This is a genomic window from Frigidibacter sp. RF13, from assembly GCF_026626305.1.
Classification (GTDB): Bacteria; Pseudomonadota; Alphaproteobacteria; order Rhodobacterales; family Rhodobacteraceae; genus TMP-24.
Genome location: NZ_JAPNUE010000001.1, coordinates 1,042,304 through 1,059,922, shown reverse-complemented (window position 1 = coordinate 1,059,922; position 17,619 = coordinate 1,042,304). Strand labels below are relative to the sequence as shown.

The window sequence follows — 17,619 nt, the reverse complement described above, 5'->3', positions numbered from 1 at the left end:
CGTCCTCAGATCTCGTGCCGTCGCACGTTTTTCAGCATCTTTTGCAGGGTGGAGACGAAGGCGCGGCGTTCGCCCGCGTCGATGTTGCGGAACATGTGGTCGTGGGCGGCGAGCATCGTGGGCCAAAGCGTTTCAAACGCCGTGCGGCCCGCAGGCGTGAGGTAAAGCCGCGTCGCGCGGCTGTCGTCGGGGTCGGGCTCACGCCGGATGAAGCCGTCGACCACGAGCTGGTCGAGCGCGCGGCTGAGCGTCGATTGTTCGGTGACGGTATAGACCGCGAGGTCGCGGATCAGCAGACCCTCATTGACGGAAAGGACCGCAAGCGCCCGCATCTTCGGCGTGGTCAGGCCGAGGGCTGCCATGTCTTGCCGGAGGTCGGCGTTGTAGCGCCCCATGATGCGGTTCATGAGGTAGGGCGCATAGGTGGCAAGCCCTATGTCGCCCAGGGTCGGCGGCGCCTCGGCGCCGCCGGGTTTGGCTGGGGCTGGCCGATCCATCCCGGATCAGCGCGCGACAAGCGCCAGCGCACGGACGGGTGAGCCGGTACCGTTCTTGATCTTCAGGGGCGCGGCGATCAGGATCGCGCCCTTCGCGGGCAACCGGTCGAGATTGGCGAGCGAAGCAAGCCCGAAGCGGTTGTGCTTGTGCAAGAGATTATGCGCCGGGAAGGGCGGGGTCATGCCGCCCGCCTGACCCGCATCGGTGCCAATGCACTGGCTGCCCCAGCCGACGATGCCCTTGCCGATCAGGTAATCGATGACCTCTGCCGTCGGCCCCGGCGTATGCGGGCCGGCCTCATTGGCGTTGAGGAAAAGGTTCTCGTCATGGGCGCGCTTGTCCCAGTCGGAGCGCAAGACCACCCATTCGCCCTTGCCGATGGCGCCATGCCTGGCTTCCCATGCCTTCACATGGTCGATCGTCAGCAGGAAATCGGGGTCTGCCGCGCATTCCTTCGAGAAGTCCAGGACGTTCACCGGCGCCGCGATCCGCTGCAGCGAGAGCGTGTCGGTGAAACCGTCAGGGTAATCCTTGCCGGTGATCCAATGATGCGGCGCGTCGAAATGCGTGCCGGAATGTTCGCCAAGCTTCAGCCAGTTCCAGGCCCAGAACGGCCCGTCCTGATCATATTCGCTGATCCTGTGGATCTCGATCTTCGGCGTGTCCTTGGCGAAATCCGGCGGCAGTTTCAGAAGCGGCGTGTCGGGGCCGAGCGTGCCCGAACAATCCACGACCTCGATCCGGCCCGAAAGCAGCATCTGGCCAAACTGGCCCAGCATGTCGGCTGACGTCATTCCATCCTCCCTGGTTTCCCGGCTGCGCGGCTGAAGGCCCGAGTCGGGTTGGTCGCAGGATAGGAAAAGAATATGCATTTGCACATAGTTTTCGTGGAAGGTGTGCGTCCGCACGAGCGAACCTCACTTTATGTGCGCCAGTGAACATTGCGCGGTCAGCGGTGCGCACTTGTTTCGCGGTGCCGAGGGCGCATATTCCGGGAAACCCAAATGACGGAGGCACCCATGTCGATCCGGCCCGTTCTTGAAACCCGCCGCGCCCAGCCCGCCCGCGAAGGGGCAGGCGTGAACCTGCACCGCGCCTTTGGCTTTCGCGATCCGACGGAATTGGACCCGTTCCTGCTGTTCGACGATTTCCGTAATGACAATCCGCGCGACTATCTCGCCGGGTTTCCCTGGCATCCGCACCGGGGGATCGAGACGATCACCTATGTTCTGGCCGGAACGGTCGAGCATGGCGACAGCCTTGGCAATCGTGGCACGCTGGGTGCGGGCGACGTGCAATGGATGACGGCGGGGTCAGGGATCCTGCATCAGGAGATGCCCAAGGGCAATATCGCCGGTCAGATGCATGGCTTCCAGCTCTGGGCGAACCTGCCGGCGCAAATGAAGATGACCGCGCCGCGCTATCAGGATGTGAAGTCGGCCGACATTCCCGAAATCACCGATGACGATGGCACAAGGGTGAGGGTCATCGTCGGGTCGTTCTGGGGCCGGACCGGCCCGGTCGACGGCATTGCCGCCGATCCGCAATATCTCGATATCTTCGTGCCGCCGGGGGTCAGGAAGACCTTCAAGGTCGACACATATCGCCGCGCTTTCGCCTATGTCTTTCAGGGGGCAGGCCGGTTTGCCGATGCCTCGCGCCCCCAAGGCGTGCTTCTGGAAAAGGAAGTGATGGGGGAAGAGGTCAATATCCGGGACCTCTCGGGCAACCGTACCTTGATCCGCTTTGGCACGGGCGACGAGGTGACGGTGCAGGCGGGCGATCAGGGGGTGCGATTCCTGTTGATCTCGGGCGCGCCGCTGGAAGAGCCGGTCGCCTGGCACGGGCCGATCGTGATGAACACCGAGGCCGAACTGCGGCAGGCGATGGCCGATTTGCGGAACGGCACGTTTATCCGTCCCGGCCACTGAGAAGGCACCGGGCCGCGCCGCGGGGCACGGCCCGATGGTCTCACATCAAGCGTGGATCGCGCCGTCGCCGCAGGCGAGTGCTGCCTCGCGGACGGCTTCCGAGAAGGTGGGATGGGCGTGGCAAGTGAGCGCCACGTCTTGCGCGGAGGCACCGAATTCCATTGCGACGCAGATCTCGTGGATGAGTTCCCCTGCCGCGGGCCCGATGATATGGGCGCCGAGGACGCGGTCGGTTTCTGCGTCGGCCAGAAGTTTCACGAAGCCTTCGCCCTGGAAGACGGCCTTGGCGCGGGCGTTGCCCATATAGGGGAACTTGCCCACCTTGTAGGCGCGGCCGGCTTCTTTCAGCTGTTCCTCGGTCTGGCCGACGGAGGCCACCTCGGGCGCGGTGTAGATGACGCCGGGGATGACGGCGTAGTTCACATGGCCGGCCTTGCCCGCGAGCACTTCGGCAACCGCCATCCCCTCATCCTCGGCCTTGTGGGCGAGCATCGGGCCCTGGATCGCGTCGCCGATCGCGTAAAGGCCCGCGACATTGGTGGCGAAATGGCTGTCGGTGACGATCTGGCCGCGCGGGGTCAGGGCGACACCGAGGGCTTCCAGCCCGAGGCCCTTGAGATAGGGCTTGCGGCCGGTGGCGACGAGGACGCAATCGGCCTCGACCGCCTCTTCCTTGTCGTTCTTGCGGAGCTTGTAGCGGACGGTTGCCGTGCCCTTCTTGACCTCGGCGCCCTGGACGGCGGCGCCAAGGACGAACTTCAGGCCCTGTTTCTTCAGGATCCGTTCGAAGGTCTTTGCCACTTCGGCGTCCATGCCGGGGGTGATCGCGTCGAGATATTCGATGACCGTCACTTCGGCACCGAGGCGGGCATAGACCGAGCCCATTTCAAGGCCGATGACGCCTGCGCCGATGACGGCGAGTTTCTTCGGGATCGACCCCAGCGCGAGCGCGCCGGTGGAGGTGACGATGACCTTCTCGTCGACCTCGACGCCGGGGAGGCTGGCCGGTTCAGACCCGGTGGCGATGACGATATGCTTGGCCTCGTGCACCTCGTCCCCGACCTTGACCTGGCCGGGCGCGGGGATCGTGCCCCAGCCCTTCAGCCAGGTGATCTTGTTCTTCTTGAAGAGGAACTCGATGCCCTTGGTGTTGGTTCCGACGACATCGGCCTTGTAGGCCTGCATCTGGCCCCAGTCGACGGTGGGCGGCGCGCCGACGAGGCCCATCTTGGCGAAGTTCGCTTCGGCCTCGTGGAGCGAGTGTGTGGCGTGGAGGAGCGCCTTCGAGGGGATGCAGCCGACGTTCAGGCAGGTGCCGCCGAGCGTTTCGCGCCCCTCGACCACGGCGGTCTTGAGGCCAAGCTGGGCGCAGCGGATGGCGCTGACATAGCCGCCGGGGCCGGCGCCGATGATGATGACGTCATATTCTGCCATGGGTCGGGTCCTTTGTCTTGCGGAGGCCCGGGGGGCTGTCTGCCCCCCGGGAACCCCCCGAGGATATTTTGAAACGGAAGATCAGGGGAAGAGGGCCGCCCCGATCATGGTGAGGGTTGCGAAGAAGCCGATGCCCCAGATGGCCGAGCGCCAGGGGCGCAGGCCAAGGGCATAGGCGGGGATATAGAGGAGGCGGGCACCGAGGTAGGTCCAGGCGGCATATTGGGTGACGGGGGTGGACTGGTGGCCGAGGGTCACGACGAGGGTGGCGATGGTGAAGAGGATGAGCCCTTCGAAATGGTTGGTCACGGCGCGCTGGAGGCGGCCCGCGAGGATCGAGAGCTGGCGCGAGGGCGGGCGGTCGCGGGGCGAGGTCGTGTAGCCAGCCCCAAGGTCGCGGTTGGCGACGGCGGCGAAGAGGGCGAGCTGGGCCATCTGGAGGAGGGCGGCGAGGGCGAGGACGGTGAGTTCTGGGGTCATGCCGGGGCCTCGCAAGGTGTGCTGCCATGACGGGAGATCAGCCCCGTCCCGGGCTTGACCCGGGACCTCTGGCAGTAGCGACATTGTCGGGCGAGGCCCCGGCTCGAGGCCGGGGCGGGTGGTTCACAGGCCCCTATCGGTTCGCGACGCCGAGGGGGTGTTCCACGGACGAAGGTGGCCTCCATCAGCGCGCGGTCGAAGCGGGTGTCGGCGCGCCAGAGGGTGTGTTCGAGAGAGGTTAGGTGAGGGATGCTCATGCTGCGGCCTCTCGCGCCAAAGCGACATCCTTTTCGAACGGACGTCCCCGCGCGGCAACATAGCTCTCCTGAAGCGCCTCAGCGGCGCGCGGATTGTCTTGCCGCATGTGTCGTATTTGCTCACGACAATCGGACAAGCCGCTTTTTGCCCCAGTGACAAGCATAGAAGGCGTCGCTTTACCCTCCGCAACCAAGGCTAGCATTCTCTCCCGCGTTACGAATTTCTTGCGGTACAGCGCGCGAACCTCTTCTGGCAGGAGTGGCAATTGCGCGGCAACGAACGCCTCAAGGCAGTCGTACAGCCAATGGAACTCAGCGAGCACCTGGTGCGAGGAACGTCTGTTACCGCTCATCGAGATTGCAACCTGCTTGGTCCGCGCCTGGGCACTCCCTCCCATCCCCCGTATCACAAATCCATCAGCAGCCGGCGCGGGTCTTCCAGCGCCTCCTTGACGCGGACGAGGAACGTCACCGCCCCTTTGCCATCGACGATCCGGTGGTCGTAGCTCAAGGCGAGATACATCATCGGGCGGATGACGATCTGGCCGTTCACCACGACGGGGCGGTCCTGGATCTTGTGCATGCCGAGGATGCCGGATTGCGGAGGGTTGAGGATGGGCGACGACATGAGGCTGCCGTAGACGCCGCCGTTCGAGATGGTGAACGAGCCGCCCTGCATCTCGGCCATCGAGAGTTTGCCGTCGCGGGCGCGGAGGCCCAGTTCGGCGATCTTTTTCTCGATTGCAGCGAAAGACATCTGATCGGCATCGCGGACGACGGGGACGACGAGCCCGGACGGGGTGCCGACGGCCACGCCCATGTGGACGTAGTTCTTGTAGACGATGTCGCCGCCGTCGATTTCGGCATTGACCTCGGGCACCTCTTTCAGCGCGTGGCAGCAGGCCTTCACGAAGAAGGACATGAAGCCCATCTTCACGCCGTGCTTCTTCTCGAACGCGTCCTTGTAGGTGTTGCGGGTGTCCATCACGCCCGACATGTCGACCTCGTTGTAGGTCGTCAGCATGGCGGCGGTGTTCTGGGCGTCCTTCAGGCGGCGGGCGATGGTGGCGCGGAGGCGGGTCATCTTCACCCGTTCCTCGCGCGCCGCATCTTCGGCAGGGACCGGGGCGCGGGGCGCGGCGGCGGGCGCGGGGACCGCGGAGGCGACGGCGGGCTGGGCCGCGGCCTGGCCCGCGACCGCGCGGGCCACGTCTTCCTTCATCACCCGGCCATCGCGGCCCGAAGGCTGGACCTGGTCACGGGAAAGGCCAGCCTCGGCCATCGCCTTCTTGGCGGCGGGGGCATCCTCGACATCCTTGGCGGCGGGCGCGGCAGCAGGTGCAGGCGCGGCGGCTTCGGCCTTGGGCGCTTCGGCCTTCGCGGGCGCGCTTGCGGTGGCGCCTTCGCTGATGATCGCGAGGCGGGCCTTGGGGTCGACCGTCGTTCCTTCGGGCGCGATGATTTCGGCCAGCACGCCCGCGACCGGCGAGGGGACCTCGACCGAGACCTTGTCGGTTTCGAGTTCGCAGAGCATCTCGTCGACCTTCACGGCGTCGCCGACCTTCTTGAACCAGGTCGAGACGGTGGCTTCGGTGACGCTTTCGCCGAGGGAGGGGACCATTACGTCAGTCATTTCACTTAGCTCCTGAGAGGTTCGGGGCAGAGGGCGGTCAGCCCAGAGCCTCTTTGACGAGGGTTTCCTGTTCGTATTTGTGGCGCGAGGCGAGGCCGGTCGCCGGCGAGGCCGAGGCCACGCGGCCCGCATAGCGGGCGCGTTTGTGCTTGGCGCCGATGTCGATGAGAATTTCCTCGAGCGCCGGGTCCATGTGGAACCAGGCGCCCTGGTTCTTGGGTTCCTCCTGGCACCAGACGATCTCGGCGCCGAGGAAGCGCGAGAGTTCGGTGCGAAGCGACTTGCCGGGCACGGGATAAAGCTGCTCGACCCGCAGAAGGTAGGTGTCGTCCTGGCCGCGCGCGTCGCGTTCGGCCAGAAGGTCGTAATAGACCTTGCCCGAGCAGAGGACGACGCGCTTGATCTTGGCGTCGGGTTTCAGCTTCAGTTCCGAATGACCCTTCTGGGCATCGTCCCAGAGGCAGCGGTGGAAGTAGGAGCCGTCGGTGAAATCCTCGGCATCCGAGATCGCCATCGGATGGCGCAGAAGCGATTTCGGCGTCATCAGGATGAGCGGCTTGCGATAGTCGCGGTGCATCTGGCGGCGCAGGATGTGGAAATAGTTCGACGGCGTGGTGCAGTTGGCGACGATCCAGTTGTCATGCGCCGAAAGCTGCAGGAAGCGTTCGAGCCGCGCCGAAGAATGTTCCGGCCCCTGGCCTTCGAACCCGTGCGGCAGAAGGCAGACAAGGCCCGACATGCGGAGCCATTTGCTTTCGCCCGAATTGATGAACTGGTCGAACATGATCTGCGCGCCGTTGGCGAAATCGCCGAACTGGGCTTCCCAGAGCGTGAGCGCGTTGGGTTCCGACAGCGAATAGCCATATTCGAAGCCGAGGACCGCATATTCCGAGAGCATCGAATCGATGACCTCATACCGCGCCTGGCCGGCGCGGATGTGGTTCAGCGGATAGTGGCGTTCCTCGGTCGTCTGGTCGACCCAGCCGGAATGGCGCTGCGAGAAGGTGCCGCGCGTGCAATCCTGCCCCGAGAGGCGGACCGGGAAGCTTTCGGTCAGGAGCGAGCCGAAGGCCAGTGCCTCGGCCGTGGCCCAGTCGAAGCCCTTACCGGTTTCGAACATCTTGGCCTTGGCGTCCAACTGGCGGGCGACGGTCTTGTGCAGGTCGAACCCTTCGGGCACGCGCGTCAGCGCCGCGCCGATTTCCTTGAAGGTCTCGGCCTTGATCCAGGTCTCGCCGCGCTGGTAATTGTCGAGGTCCTTGGTCTTCATCCGGCCCCAGCGGCCGTCAAGCCAGTCGGCCTTGTTGGGCTTGTAGTCGCGGCCGGTCTCGAATTCCTCGTTCAGCTTGGCCTGGAAGGCGGCCTTCATATCCTCGATCTCGCCTTCCGGGATCAGCCCATCGGCGACAAGACGTTCGGTATAAAGCTGCAGCGTCGTCTTCTGCTTGCGGATACGGGCATACATCGCCGGGTTGGTGAACATCGGCTCGTCGCCTTCATTGTGACCGAAGCGGCGGTAGCAGAAGATGTCGATCACCACGTCCTTGTGGAACTTCTGGCGGAATTCGGTGGCGACCTTGGCGGCATGGACCACAGCCTCGGGGTCGTCGCCGTTGACGTGGAAGATCGGCGCCTCGACCATCAGCGCGATGTCGGTCGGATAGGGCGAGGTGCGGCTAAAAGCCGGCGCGGTGGTAAAGCCGATCTGGTTGTTGACGATGATATGAAGGCAGCCCCCTGTCCGGTGGCCCTTGATGCCAGACAGCTGCAGGCATTCGGCCACCACGCCCTGGCCCGCAAAGGCGGCATCGCCATGCAGCAGCACGGGCAGCACCGCCGTCCGGTCGGCGGTGTCGCCATATTGGTCCTGCTTGGCGCGGACCTTGCCGAGGACGACCGGGTTCACCGCCTCGAGGTGGCTGGGGTTCGCGGTCAGGCTGAGGTGGACGGTGTTGTCGTCGAACGTCCGGTCCGAAGAGGCGCCGAGGTGGTATTTCACATCGCCCGAGCCATCGACGGAGTCGGGTTTGAAACTGCCGCCCTGGAATTCGTTGAAGATCGCCCGGTATGGCTTCTGCATCACGTTGGCGAGGATGTTGAGCCGCCCGCGGTGCGGCATGCCGATGACGATCTCCTTCACGCCATGGGCACCGCCCACCTTGATCATGGCTTCCATCGCCGGAATGAGCGCCTCGCCGCCATCAAGGCCGAAGCGTTTGGTGCCGGTGTATTTCACATGGAGGAACTTCTCGAACCCTTCGGCCTCGACCAGCTTGTTCAGGATCGCGCGGCGGCCCTCGCGGGTGAAGGTGATCTCCTTGCCGTAGCCCTCGATCCGTTCCTTCAGCCAACCGGCCTGTTCGGGGTCGGAGATATGCATGTATTGCAGCGCGAACGTGCCGCAATAGGTGCGGCGGACGATGTCGATGATCTCGCGCATCGAGGCATGTTCGAGGCCAAGAACCATGTCGATGAAGATCGGCCGGTCCATGTCGGCCTCGGTGAAGCCGTAGGAGGCCGGGTCAAGCTCCGGCATATAGGGCTTTTCGGCCATTCCGAGCGGGTCGAGGTCGGCGGCGAGATGGCCGCGGATCCGGTAGGCGCGGATCAGCATGAGCGCGCGCAAGCTATCAAGCACCGCGCGCTTCAGGTCATCGCCGGTGACCTTGGCGCCCGTTTCCGCCGCCTTGGCGCGGATCTTCTCGCCCACGGCCTTCGCATCGGCGGGCCATTCGCCAGTCATGGCGGCGGTGAGGTCGTCGGTCGGGCTGGGCGGCCAGTCGGTCCGGTCCCAGGAGGCGCCCTGCGCCTCTTTCTTCACGTCCACTTCCCGGTCGCCGAGCGAGCGGAAGAAGGCGGCCCAGGTCGAATCCACCGCCTGCGGATCGCTGGCGAAACGGGCATACATCTGTTCGACATATTCCGCATTCGCGCCTTGCAGGAAGGAGGAGGCGTGGAACTGGTCGTTCTGGGGATGGTCGGTCATGGGGTCACCTCTAAGAGGGAAGGCCCCGGCCGAGGGCCGGGGCGGGATAATCAGCCGATCGCCTTCTGCACCGCCTCGCCCAGATGGGCGGGGCTGTCGGCGACGACGATCCCGGCCGATTTCATCGCCTCGATCTTCGATTCCGCGTCGCCCTTGCCGCCCGCGACGATGGCGCCGGCGTGGCCCATGCGGCGGCCTTTGGGCGCCGTACGGCCGGCGATGAAGCCTGCGGTCGGCTTCCAGCGGCCGCGCTTCTTTTCATCGGCGAGGAACTGGGCCGCTTCCTCCTCGGCCGAGCCGCCGATCTCGCCGATCATGATGATCGACTGGGTCTCGGGGTCGGCGAGGAACATCTCCAATACGTCGATATGTTCGGTGCCCTTGATCGGGTCGCCGCCGATGCCCACGGCCGAGGACTGGCCGAGGCCCAAATCGGTCGTCTGTTTCACCGCCTCATAGGTGAGCGTGCCGGAGCGCGAGACGACGCCCACTGAGCCCTTCTGGTGGATATGGCCGGGCATGATGCCGATCTTGCATTCGCTCGGGGTGATGACACCGGGGCAGTTCGGCCCGATCAGGCGCGACTTCGAATTGAGGAGCGCGCGCTTCACTTTCATCATGTCTAGGACCGGGATGCCTTCGGTGATGCAGACGATAAGCTCCATTTCGGCGTCGATCGCCTCGAGGATAGAGTCGGCCGCGAAGGGCGGGGGGACATAGATGACGGAGGCATTGGCGCTGGTCGCGGCGCGGGCCTCGTGGACACTATCGAAGACCGGCAGGCCGAGGTGATCGCTGCCACCCTTGCCGGGCGTCACGCCGCCGACCATCTGGGTGCCATAGGCGATGGCCTGCTCGGTATGGAACGTGCCTTGGCTGCCAGTAAGCCCCTGACAGATGACGCGGGTGGATTTGTTGACGAGGACGGACATACCGTTGGCTCCTATTCTTCGGTCAAAACAACGGCGGCGCCGTGATTGATTCCAATGTTGCCTTCGCGGGTCGCTGCAAGACGAACTGCAACGCCCTGAAATCGGCCGGTCCATTCGGCAATTGAATCCGGCTTACTTCGCTTCGATGACTTCGCGTCGGCGATATTCGGAAGAAATGCCTTTGCCATTTCTATCGCCTGATCAGGCGTCATTTTTCTGACCATGATACCGCAGGCCAGCTTCCGAGGATGCCATTCGCCGTGGATCACGATGATGCGGCGCCCGTCTTTCGAATAACCCTTGACGGTCCCTTCGCTCCCTTCGTAGCGCCAACCCGCTTGATCCATTGCGGTTTGTACCGCGCGCTTGTCCTTTAGGTTTTCAGCACACAGCTCTAGCCCCTCACGGCCAGTTTCGAGCCATGATGAAGCGTTTGCCGTACTTGCCAAGCACACAGCGATCACAGTTCCAGCGAGAACGCGGCGCATCTTCACCCCCGCACCGCCTTCACGATCTTTTGTGCCGCATCGCTCAGGTTGTCCCCCGCGATCACGTTCAGGCCGGAACCGGCGATGATCTCCTTGCCCTTCTCGACGTTGGTTCCTTCGAGCCGCACGACCAGCGGCACCTTCAGGCCCACTTCCTTCACCGCGGCGATGATGCCTTCGGCGATGACGTCGCAGCGCATGATGCCGCCGAAGATGTTGACGAGGATGCCTTTGACGTTGGGGTCCGATGTGATGATCTTGAAGGCTTCGGTGACCTTCTCTTTCGTCGCGCCGCCGCCGACGTCGAGGAAGTTCGCCGGTTCGGCGCCGTAAAGCTTGATGATGTCCATCGTGGCCATAGCGAGGCCCGCGCCGTTCACCATGCAGCCGATCTCGCCATCGAGCGCGATGTAGTTCAGGTCGAACTTGGAGGCCGCGAGTTCCTTCGGGTCTTCCTCGGTCTCGTCCTTCAGGGCGAGGATGTCGGCGTGGCGGTAAAGCGCGTTGCCGTCGAAGCCCATCTTGGCGTCGAGGCATTTGACCGTGCCGTCCTTGGTGACGACAAGCGGGTTGATCTCCAGCATCTCCATGTCTTTCTCGACGAAGAGCTTGTAGAGGGTGCGGATCAGCGCGACGCATTGCTTGACCTGCGCGCCTTCGAGTTTCAGCGCATAGGCCACGCGGCGGCCGTGGAAGTCGGAGAGGCCCGTGGCCGGATCGACCGAGAAGGAAAGGATCTTTTCGGGGGTCGAATGGGCGACTTCCTCGATATCCATGCCGCCTTCGGTCGAGCAGACGAAGGAGATGCGGCTGGTTTGCCGGTCCACCAGCAGCGCGAGGTAGAGTTCGCGCGCGATGTCGCTGCCGTCTTCGATATAGATGCGGTTGACCTGCTTGCCCGAGGGTCCGGTCTGGTGCGTCACGAGCGTGCGGCCGAGCATCTTGCGGGCCTCGTTCGCGGCCTCCTCGACCGAACGCGCGATGCGGACGCCGCCCTTGTCGCCGGCCTCGGCCTCCTTGAACTTGCCCTTGCCGCGGCCGCCCGCGTGGATCTGCGATTTTACCACCCAGATCGGGCCGTCAAGTTCGCCTGCGGCGGTCTTGGCGTCTTCCGCCTTCAGAACCACGCGGCCGTCGGAAACGGGGGCTCCGTAGCTGCGCAGAAGCGCCTTGGCCTGATACTCATGGATGTTCATGAAATTGGTCCCGTGCTGGTCATGCTTTCGCGCGTCATGACATAGCGGGAGGGGCTCACCAAATGATAAATGCGTTTGCGGGCCGGATCAGTGCGAAAAAACGCAATATGTGATCACACGATAAAAAAGTGTGATCACATAAGGCTGGCGGCGACTCAATGGGCTGGAAATCAGTTCAGATATAGAGCCATCATCAGGCTGTTTCCGCTGAGCATCCGCTCGAACCCGGCCCAGCTCTCGCCGCTGACCAGCGGCCCCTTTTCCAGATAGGGCAGCGCATCGGCGCCCTGGATCCAGCCGACGAAATCAACCGGGCGCGGGTCGGTGAAGAGCTTGCCGATATTCACCCCGGCCTCGGGTCCGAGGCGCCAGTAGGGCACGAGCTTTTCACCTTTGAGAAGCGCCTCGGCGTCGGCCAGCACGGCAAGCCAGCGTTCGCCGGTGCCTTGCGGCAGGTCGATCCCGAGCGCGGCCTTCTGCCGGTCGTTGGGCAGCCATTCCCCGTCATCGTCGGTTTCCAGCGCGACCGCCTGCCAGAAGAGGCGGTTGTCGGCAATCATCGCGAGGAAATGGCCGTGCGCCGACAGCAGCCGGTCGCGATCCGGTTCCTGCCGCAGCGCCCAGAAGAGCGGTGCCACACTGTCGACCGTCGCGCCGAAGCCCGTCAGGAAATTGTAATTCTCCGGGTCGGGCGGCGGCAGCGGGCTCAGGTTTTCGAAGGCGGCGTGGCTTTCCAGCACGCGCCGGTAGCCGTCGGTCGGGTCATAAGCGAGGATCACGTCGGTGACGCCGCCAAGAAGGTGGGTGTAGGCGCGGAGCCAGTGCGCGTCGGCCGCGTCGAACCGCACGGTGGGGATCGGTGCCGCCGGGTCCCGTTCCGACCAGCGCCAGCCGAGCAGTTCCGGGCCGAGGATGTCATAGAGGCTTTCCTCGGGCGCGCGGGCGTCGTCGCCGTCGATATCGAACCAGAGATCGCCGAGCGCGATTTCCAGCCCGAAGTCCGCGTCGGGCGGCAGGCTGTCGAGCGGCGCGCGGGCGGCATCGAGCCCGGCATTGGCGGCTTTCAGCAGATCGGCCATCGCCTCGGGGCGCATCGGCCCTTCGCGGTGTGGCGCCTGAAGCGCGAGGCGGGCAAAGGGGATGACGCCGGAAGCATCGTAGATCCCCTCGCGCGCTTGGGTCTGCAGCGCGACCTCCACGACATGCAGGAACCGGACCCCGGCGAGCGCGAATGTTTCTTCGGGTGTTGGCGCAGCAAGGGCCGCGAGCCGCACCTCGGTTGCGGCGAGGCCGTTCGCGCCGATTTCCTGCGACAGCGACAGATCGGCGCGCGCGGGGCCTGCGGCGTTGAGGGCAGCGACGAGAGCGACCCAGAGGGTTGCCTGGGGGAAGGGGCGCATGGTGATCTCCTTTTCAGGGCGGTAGTTGCGCGAGCGCGCCCTCGGGATCAACCAGAGGGCGGGTCCGGTATTCCGGACCTTTGCCGCTTGCCTCCTCGGACACTTCGTGTCTCGTCGGCGTGCCCGACGAGGCCCGCTTTCAACCCGTCCTGCGTGCGGCCCGGGCGACAAGCCCGAGGCAGAGGCGGGTCGCCAGAGCCATGTCCTGCACCGAAATCCATTCAAGCGGGCCGTGGATTTCCTGCATGCCGGTGAAGAGATTGGGGCAGGGCACGCCCATCTCGGTCAGGCGGGAGCCGTCTGTGCCGCCGCGGATCGGCACGGATACCGGTTCGATCCCCAGATCGCGGCAGGCGTCACGGGCGAGATCCACGGGCGTCATATCCTTTTCCAGCCAGTAGCGCATGTTGCGGTATTGCGGCTTGATCTCGACCTCGATCTTCGCGCGCGGCTCGCCCGCCTGCACGGCGGCGCAGACCTGCCGCAGAAGGTCGCCCTTGGCGGCCAGCCCCTCGCGTTCGAAATCGCGCAGGATGAACTTCAGAACCATCTCCGACGAGCCGCCGGTCATGCCCGTGGCATGGATGAATCCTTCGGTCCCGTCCGTCACCTCGGGCGTCATCGTGGCCTGAGGCAGGGTCTGGACGATTTTCGCGGCAAGGTGGATCGCGTTCACCATCTTGCCCTTCGCAAGGCCCGGGTGGATCGAGACACCGGTTATCCTGACCGTCGCACCGTCGGCCGAGAAGCTTTCATATTCGATCTCGCCTGCCTTTCCGCCATCGAACGTATAGGCGAAGTCGGCGCCGAGGTCGGCGGGCAGGCGGGCATCTACGCCCCGTCCGATCTCTTCGTCGGGGGTGAAGGCGATGCGCAGGGTGGGGCGAGGCGCGTCCGGGTTCGACAGAAGGTGGCGCGCGGCGGTCATGATCACTGCGACGCCCGCCTTGTCGTCGGCGCCAAGAAGCGTGGTGCCGGAAGCGGTGATGATATCCTCGCCGACCTTGTCGGCAAGGTGGGGCGAGGTTCCGGGCGACAGAACCAGATCGGGCGCGTCGGGAAAGGTTATGGCGCCACCGTTATAGCGGCGGATCACGCGGGGCTTCACGCCGGTCGCATTGTACTGCGGTGCGGTATCGACATGGGCGAGTAATCCGATGATCGGCCCTGGCGCCGTTCCGGGAATGGTGGCGAGCACCGCGCCATAGTCGGTGATGCGCACATCCTTAGCACCGATCTCGGTCAGTTCGCGTTCGAGGGTGCGCGCCATGTCGAGCTGGATCGCGGTCGAGGGCGAAGAGGGGCTTTCATCATCGCTCTGGCTGTCTATCGCGCAATAGCGGGTCAGGCGGTCTTCGAGTTCGGCGTCGAATTCGGGGGTCATAGCGGGCTCCGTTGATCGCGCGGATCAGGCGTGGCGGCGCGGTCAGAGTCAAGTCCGCGCGGCCGATCAGCGCGGCAGGGCGCGGAACAGGACCTGGCCGCGCGGCAGCCGGTCGGGCAGGCGGGTCAGGGTGAAACCAGCCGCCTGGGCGTGGGCCATTACAGTTGCCAAAGGCAGATGCCAGGGCGCGCGGTCCGGATGGGTGACGACACCATCGGGCTGCCGGTGCGGGCGGTCGGGGCCGGTCTCGGGTGCGAGGAACGTGGTGAAGAGAAGCCGTTTCAGCGCCGGGAAAGCGCGGCGGACCCGGGACAGGCCGAGGGCGAGCATCGTGTCGGGCAGATGGGTGAAGACGGCGAAGGCGATGGCATAGTCGATGGTCGCCGGCACGCCCGGGAAGGCAAAGTCGCCATCCTCGATCAGTTGCTGGGGCGACAGGCGGTCCTTCTGATTGAGCTCGAGCTCGTAGCCCCGCCGCATCAAAGCGCCTGAAAGGTCGGTGCCCCAATAGTTTCCCGGGTCGAGGTAGGGCACTGCACGTACCCCAAGCCTCAGGCTACCACAGCCAATGTCCAGGAGGCGATGGTGAGGTGCGAGGCCCTCGCGCCTGAGGATCGCCAGCTGCAGCCGCCCCGTCTCATCCCAGCGCCCGCCGACGATGTCGCGGTGACGTCCGCGCGCCAGCGCGTCGTCGTAGAAGCCGGGGGCATGGTAGGGGGAGGGGGGACGGGTCATGGCTGGCGGGAGGGGCCGGGCGGCCCATCCCGCAGATCTTCGCTCAGGCGAGCGAGGGATCGATGCCCTTGCAGGCGGTGACAAGGCCTTTGACCGCATCGACCGACTTGTCGAACATCGCCTGTTCGTCGGCGGTCATGGTGATGTTCACCACCCGCTCGACCCCGCCCGCGCCGAGCACAACCGGGACGCCGACGTAAAGCCCGTCAAGGCCGAAGGCGCCTTTCACATAGGCCGCGCAGGGCAGGAGCCGCTTTTGATCCTTGAGATAGGCCTCCGCCATCTCGATCGCTGAAGCGGCCGGGGCGTAGAAGGCCGAGCCGGTCTTCAGAAGGCCCACGATCTCGGCCCCGCCGTCGCGGGTGCGCTGGACGATCGCGTCGAGTTTTTCCTGCGTGGTCCAGCCCATCTTCACGAGGTCCGGCAGCGGGATGCCCGCAACTGTCGAATAGCGGGTCAGCGGCACCATCGTGTCGCCGTGGCCGCCGAGGACAAAGGCGGTGACATCGCGCATCGAGACGCCGAATTCTTCCGACAGGAAGTGCCGGAAGCGGCCCGAGTCGAGCACGCCCGCCATGCCCACCACCTTGTGATGCGGCAGGCCGGAGAATTCGCGGAGCGCCCAGACCATCGCGTCAAGCGGATTGGTGATGCAGATGACGAAAGCATTCGGCGCATGGGCCTTGATGCCTTCGCCAACGGATTTCATCACTTTGAGGTTGATGCCCAGAAGGTCATCGCGGCTCATGCCGGGCTTGCGCGGCACACCGGCGGTCACGATGCAGACGTCTGCACCGGCGATGCCCGCATAATCGTTGGCGCCCTTGAGGTTCGCGTCGAACTTCTCGACTGGGCCCGATTGCGCGATATCCAGCGCCTTGCCCTGCGGCGTGCCTTCCGCGATGTCGAAGAGGACAATGTCCCCCAGCTCCTTGATCGCTGCGAGATGGGCGAGCGTGCCGCCGATCTGACCCGCGCCGATAAGCGCGATCTTCGCTCTGGCCATGATGTCCTCCGCCTGTGGGAATTGAGGGAAATGTCGCGCGCAGGACTAAAGGGTTCGCTTTCGGCGCGCAAGCCCGCTGCAGTGCGGCAAGGGCATAACAGGGGCCTTTCCTGCGGTGGCCGGGTGCGATAGCGCTAGCGGCGGGAATGAGGAGGGATCATGGCCACCGATCCGCTGTTCTGGGCGCTCGCGACGCTTGCCGCGATTCTTGTCGGCATGGGCAAGGGCGGCCTGCCGATCGTCGGCATGCTGGCCGTGCCGGTCATGGCGCTGGCCATATCACCGGTGACGGCGACGGCGCTGCTGGCGCCGGTCTTCGTGATCTCCGACATGTTCGGGCTCTATTCCTACCGCCATCAGTTCGACCGGCGGGTGGTGCTGATCATGGCGGTCGGCGCGACCCTTGGCGTGGCGCTTGGCTGGCTGACCGCGGCACGGGTGCCGGACTGGGCGGTGACCGGCGCGGTGGGGGTGATCGGCCTTTCGTTCGCGCTGAGGCTGATCCTCACGCGCAAGGCGGCAGAGCCGCGCCGGGCGGATGCAGGGCGCGGGGTTTTCTGGGGCGCCGTGACGGGGTTTACCAGTTTCGTCGCCCACGCGGGCGCGCCGCCCTTTCAGGTCTATGTCCTGCCATTGCGGCTGCCGAAGGCCCTGTTCGCGGGCACCAATACGGTTTTCTTCACCTATCTCAACCTGATCAAGCTCATCCCCTACTGGGCGCTTGGACAGTTCAATCCCGGCAATCTGAAGGTGGCGGCGGTTCTGGCGATCCCGGCCGCGCTTGCGGTCTTTGCAGGTGTGCGGCTGGTCAGGATCGTGCCGGACGTGATCTTCTTCCGGCTGGTGACGGCGGCGCTGGCGCTGATCTCGGTCAAGCTGATCTTCGACGGGTTCGGCGGAGCGCTCGGCTAGGCCGGGCTGCCCGCCGGGGTGGCGGGCGCGTCGATCCGTTCGAAATTTTGGCCCGAGGCGAGAAGGCAGGTTCTGCCGTCCGCGAGCGTGACTAGGATCGTCCAGGTGCCGGTCTCGACCGAGGCGTAGGTTTCGATCACGGCGGAATTGGCGGCCAGCCCGAAGCTTTGCAGGCTTTCGCCGAAGCGGTCCGCCAACTGGGCAATTACCGTTTCGCGGGAGCCACACTGCGGCGCCTGCTGGCCGTGGGCGCGGTCGGCGGCGAGGATCAGCCCGCCGAAGCCGAGGGAAAGGGCGAAAAGCTTGGCTTGCATGGCATCTGTCCGGGTCGGGGGAGCGGTCAGGCT

General features: G+C 65.1%; 17 protein-coding genes. 2 read left to right on the top strand and 15 right to left on the bottom strand.

Features of this window, described 5'->3' with window-relative positions:
• Positions 1-5: 5 nt before the first annotated feature.
• The gene (locus tag OU426_RS05195) at positions 6-497 is read right to left on the bottom strand and encodes a MarR family winged helix-turn-helix transcriptional regulator (protein ID WP_267632791.1); all 492 of its coding nucleotides are present in this window, start codon (positions 495-497) and stop codon (positions 6-8) included.
• Between the two features lie 6 nt (positions 498-503).
• Positions 504-1,292, bottom strand: coding sequence for a cyclase family protein (locus OU426_RS05190; RefSeq protein WP_267632790.1), 789 nt, complete (start codon positions 1,290-1,292; stop codon positions 504-506).
• A gap of 225 nt (positions 1,293-1,517) precedes the next feature.
• On the opposite strand from OU426_RS05190, the gene OU426_RS05185 reads away from it, so the two are divergent.
• Positions 1,518-2,429, top strand: coding sequence for a pirin family protein (locus OU426_RS05185; protein WP_267632915.1), 912 nt, complete (start codon positions 1,518-1,520; stop codon positions 2,427-2,429).
• Between the two features lie 45 nt (positions 2,430-2,474).
• Here OU426_RS05185 and lpdA read toward each other — a convergent pair whose 3' ends face one another.
• The 12 genes from lpdA to mdh all read right to left on the bottom strand — a co-directional run bounded on the left by lpdA (position 2,475) and on the right by mdh (position 16,360).
• Positions 2,475-3,863: a dihydrolipoyl dehydrogenase gene (lpdA, locus tag OU426_RS05180; RefSeq protein ID WP_267632789.1), complete on the bottom strand. Its 1,389-nt coding sequence runs from the start codon at positions 3,861-3,863 to the stop codon at positions 2,475-2,477.
• Positions 3,864-3,944: 81 nt separating this feature from the next.
• Entirely contained in the window at positions 3,945-4,343 is a 399-nt protein-coding gene (locus tag OU426_RS05175) for an MAPEG family protein (RefSeq protein ID WP_267632788.1), read from the bottom strand.
• A 253-nt stretch (positions 4,344-4,596) separates the two neighbouring features.
• Positions 4,597-4,953 (bottom strand): hypothetical protein, encoded by a 357-nt coding sequence (locus OU426_RS05170; protein WP_267632787.1) that lies wholly within the window; start codon positions 4,951-4,953, stop codon positions 4,597-4,599.
• Between the two features lie 53 nt (positions 4,954-5,006).
• A complete protein-coding gene (odhB, locus tag OU426_RS05165; RefSeq protein WP_267632786.1) occupies positions 5,007-6,233 on the bottom strand; it encodes a 2-oxoglutarate dehydrogenase complex dihydrolipoyllysine-residue succinyltransferase in 1,227 nt (408 codons plus the stop codon).
• A 37-nt stretch (positions 6,234-6,270) separates the two neighbouring features.
• Positions 6,271-9,219, bottom strand: a complete 2,949-nt coding sequence (locus OU426_RS05160) for a 2-oxoglutarate dehydrogenase E1 component (RefSeq protein ID WP_267632785.1) — start codon at positions 9,217-9,219, stop codon at positions 6,271-6,273.
• 50 nt (positions 9,220-9,269) lie between these two features.
• Entirely contained in the window at positions 9,270-10,151 is an 882-nt protein-coding gene (sucD, locus tag OU426_RS05155) for a succinate--CoA ligase subunit alpha (RefSeq protein WP_267632784.1), read from the bottom strand.
• Positions 10,152-10,162: 11 nt separating this feature from the next.
• The gene (locus OU426_RS05150) at positions 10,163-10,639 is read right to left on the bottom strand and encodes a type 1 periplasmic-binding domain-containing protein (protein ID WP_267632783.1); all 477 of its coding nucleotides are present in this window, start codon (positions 10,637-10,639) and stop codon (positions 10,163-10,165) included.
• A 2-nt stretch (positions 10,640-10,641) separates the two neighbouring features.
• Positions 10,642-11,835: an ADP-forming succinate--CoA ligase subunit beta gene (gene sucC, locus OU426_RS05145; RefSeq protein ID WP_267632782.1), complete on the bottom strand. Its 1,194-nt coding sequence runs from the start codon at positions 11,833-11,835 to the stop codon at positions 10,642-10,644.
• A 170-nt stretch (positions 11,836-12,005) separates the two neighbouring features.
• Complete coding sequence (locus OU426_RS05140) at positions 12,006-13,235, bottom strand: hypothetical protein (RefSeq protein WP_267632781.1); 1,230 nt, start codon at positions 13,233-13,235, stop codon at positions 12,006-12,008.
• Between the two features lie 139 nt (positions 13,236-13,374).
• Positions 13,375-14,619 (bottom strand): peptidase T, encoded by a 1,245-nt coding sequence (gene pepT / locus OU426_RS05135; RefSeq protein WP_267632780.1) that lies wholly within the window; start codon positions 14,617-14,619, stop codon positions 13,375-13,377.
• A 66-nt stretch (positions 14,620-14,685) separates the two neighbouring features.
• A complete protein-coding gene (locus tag OU426_RS05130) occupies positions 14,686-15,354 on the bottom strand; it encodes a class I SAM-dependent methyltransferase (RefSeq protein ID WP_267632779.1) in 669 nt (222 codons plus the stop codon).
• Between the two features lie 43 nt (positions 15,355-15,397).
• Complete coding sequence (gene mdh / locus OU426_RS05125) at positions 15,398-16,360, bottom strand: malate dehydrogenase (protein WP_267632778.1); 963 nt, start codon at positions 16,358-16,360, stop codon at positions 15,398-15,400.
• Between the two features lie 159 nt (positions 16,361-16,519).
• Between mdh and OU426_RS05120 the strand changes: the two genes are divergently transcribed.
• Positions 16,520-17,272, top strand: a complete 753-nt coding sequence (locus tag OU426_RS05120) for a sulfite exporter TauE/SafE family protein (protein WP_267632777.1) — start codon at positions 16,520-16,522, stop codon at positions 17,270-17,272.
• Here OU426_RS05120 and OU426_RS05115 read toward each other — a convergent pair.
• Positions 17,269-17,586 (bottom strand): hypothetical protein, encoded by a 318-nt coding sequence (locus OU426_RS05115; RefSeq protein ID WP_267632776.1) that lies wholly within the window; start codon positions 17,584-17,586, stop codon positions 17,269-17,271. The two genes, OU426_RS05120 and OU426_RS05115, sit on opposite strands and share 4 nt — an antisense overlap.
• Positions 17,587-17,619: the final 33 nt, after the last annotated feature.

Bases quoted from the DNA above. Each gene is read 5' to 3' on its own strand.
- sucD (WP_267632784.1), bottom strand. From the start codon at position 10,151: ATGTCCGTCCTCGTCAACAAATCCACCCGCGTCATCTGTCAGGGGCTT.
- OU426_RS05170 (WP_267632787.1), bottom strand. From the start codon at position 4,953: ATGAGCGGTAACAGACGTTCCTCGCACCAGGTGCTCGCTGAGTTCCAT.
- OU426_RS05130 (WP_267632779.1), bottom strand. From the start codon at position 15,354: ATGACCCGTCCCCCCTCCCCCTACCATGCCCCCGGCTTCTACGACGAC.
- OU426_RS05115 (WP_267632776.1), bottom strand. From the start codon at position 17,586: ATGCAAGCCAAGCTTTTCGCCCTTTCCCTCGGCTTCGGCGGGCTGATC.
- OU426_RS05140 (WP_267632781.1), bottom strand. From the start codon at position 13,235: ATGCGCCCCTTCCCCCAGGCAACCCTCTGGGTCGCTCTCGTCGCTGCC.
- pepT (WP_267632780.1), bottom strand. From the start codon at position 14,619: ATGACCCCCGAATTCGACGCCGAACTCGAAGACCGCCTGACCCGCTAT.
- lpdA (WP_267632789.1), bottom strand. From the start codon at position 3,863: ATGGCAGAATATGACGTCATCATCATCGGCGCCGGCCCCGGCGGCTAT.
- odhB (WP_267632786.1), bottom strand. From the start codon at position 6,233: ATGACTGACGTAATGGTCCCCTCCCTCGGCGAAAGCGTCACCGAAGCC.
- mdh (WP_267632778.1), bottom strand. From the start codon at position 16,360: ATGGCCAGAGCGAAGATCGCGCTTATCGGCGCGGGTCAGATCGGCGGC.
- OU426_RS05190 (WP_267632790.1), bottom strand. From the start codon at position 1,292: ATGACGTCAGCCGACATGCTGGGCCAGTTTGGCCAGATGCTGCTTTCG.
- OU426_RS05185 (WP_267632915.1), top strand. From the start codon at position 1,518: ATGTCGATCCGGCCCGTTCTTGAAACCCGCCGCGCCCAGCCCGCCCGC.
- OU426_RS05175 (WP_267632788.1), bottom strand. From the start codon at position 4,343: ATGACCCCAGAACTCACCGTCCTCGCCCTCGCCGCCCTCCTCCAGATG.
- OU426_RS05120 (WP_267632777.1), top strand. From the start codon at position 16,520: ATGGCCACCGATCCGCTGTTCTGGGCGCTCGCGACGCTTGCCGCGATT.
- OU426_RS05195 (WP_267632791.1), bottom strand. From the start codon at position 497: ATGGATCGGCCAGCCCCAGCCAAACCCGGCGGCGCCGAGGCGCCGCCG.
- sucC (WP_267632782.1), bottom strand. From the start codon at position 11,835: ATGAACATCCATGAGTATCAGGCCAAGGCGCTTCTGCGCAGCTACGGA.
- OU426_RS05150 (WP_267632783.1), bottom strand. From the start codon at position 10,639: ATGCGCCGCGTTCTCGCTGGAACTGTGATCGCTGTGTGCTTGGCAAGT.
- OU426_RS05160 (WP_267632785.1), bottom strand. From the start codon at position 9,219: ATGACCGACCATCCCCAGAACGACCAGTTCCACGCCTCCTCCTTCCTG.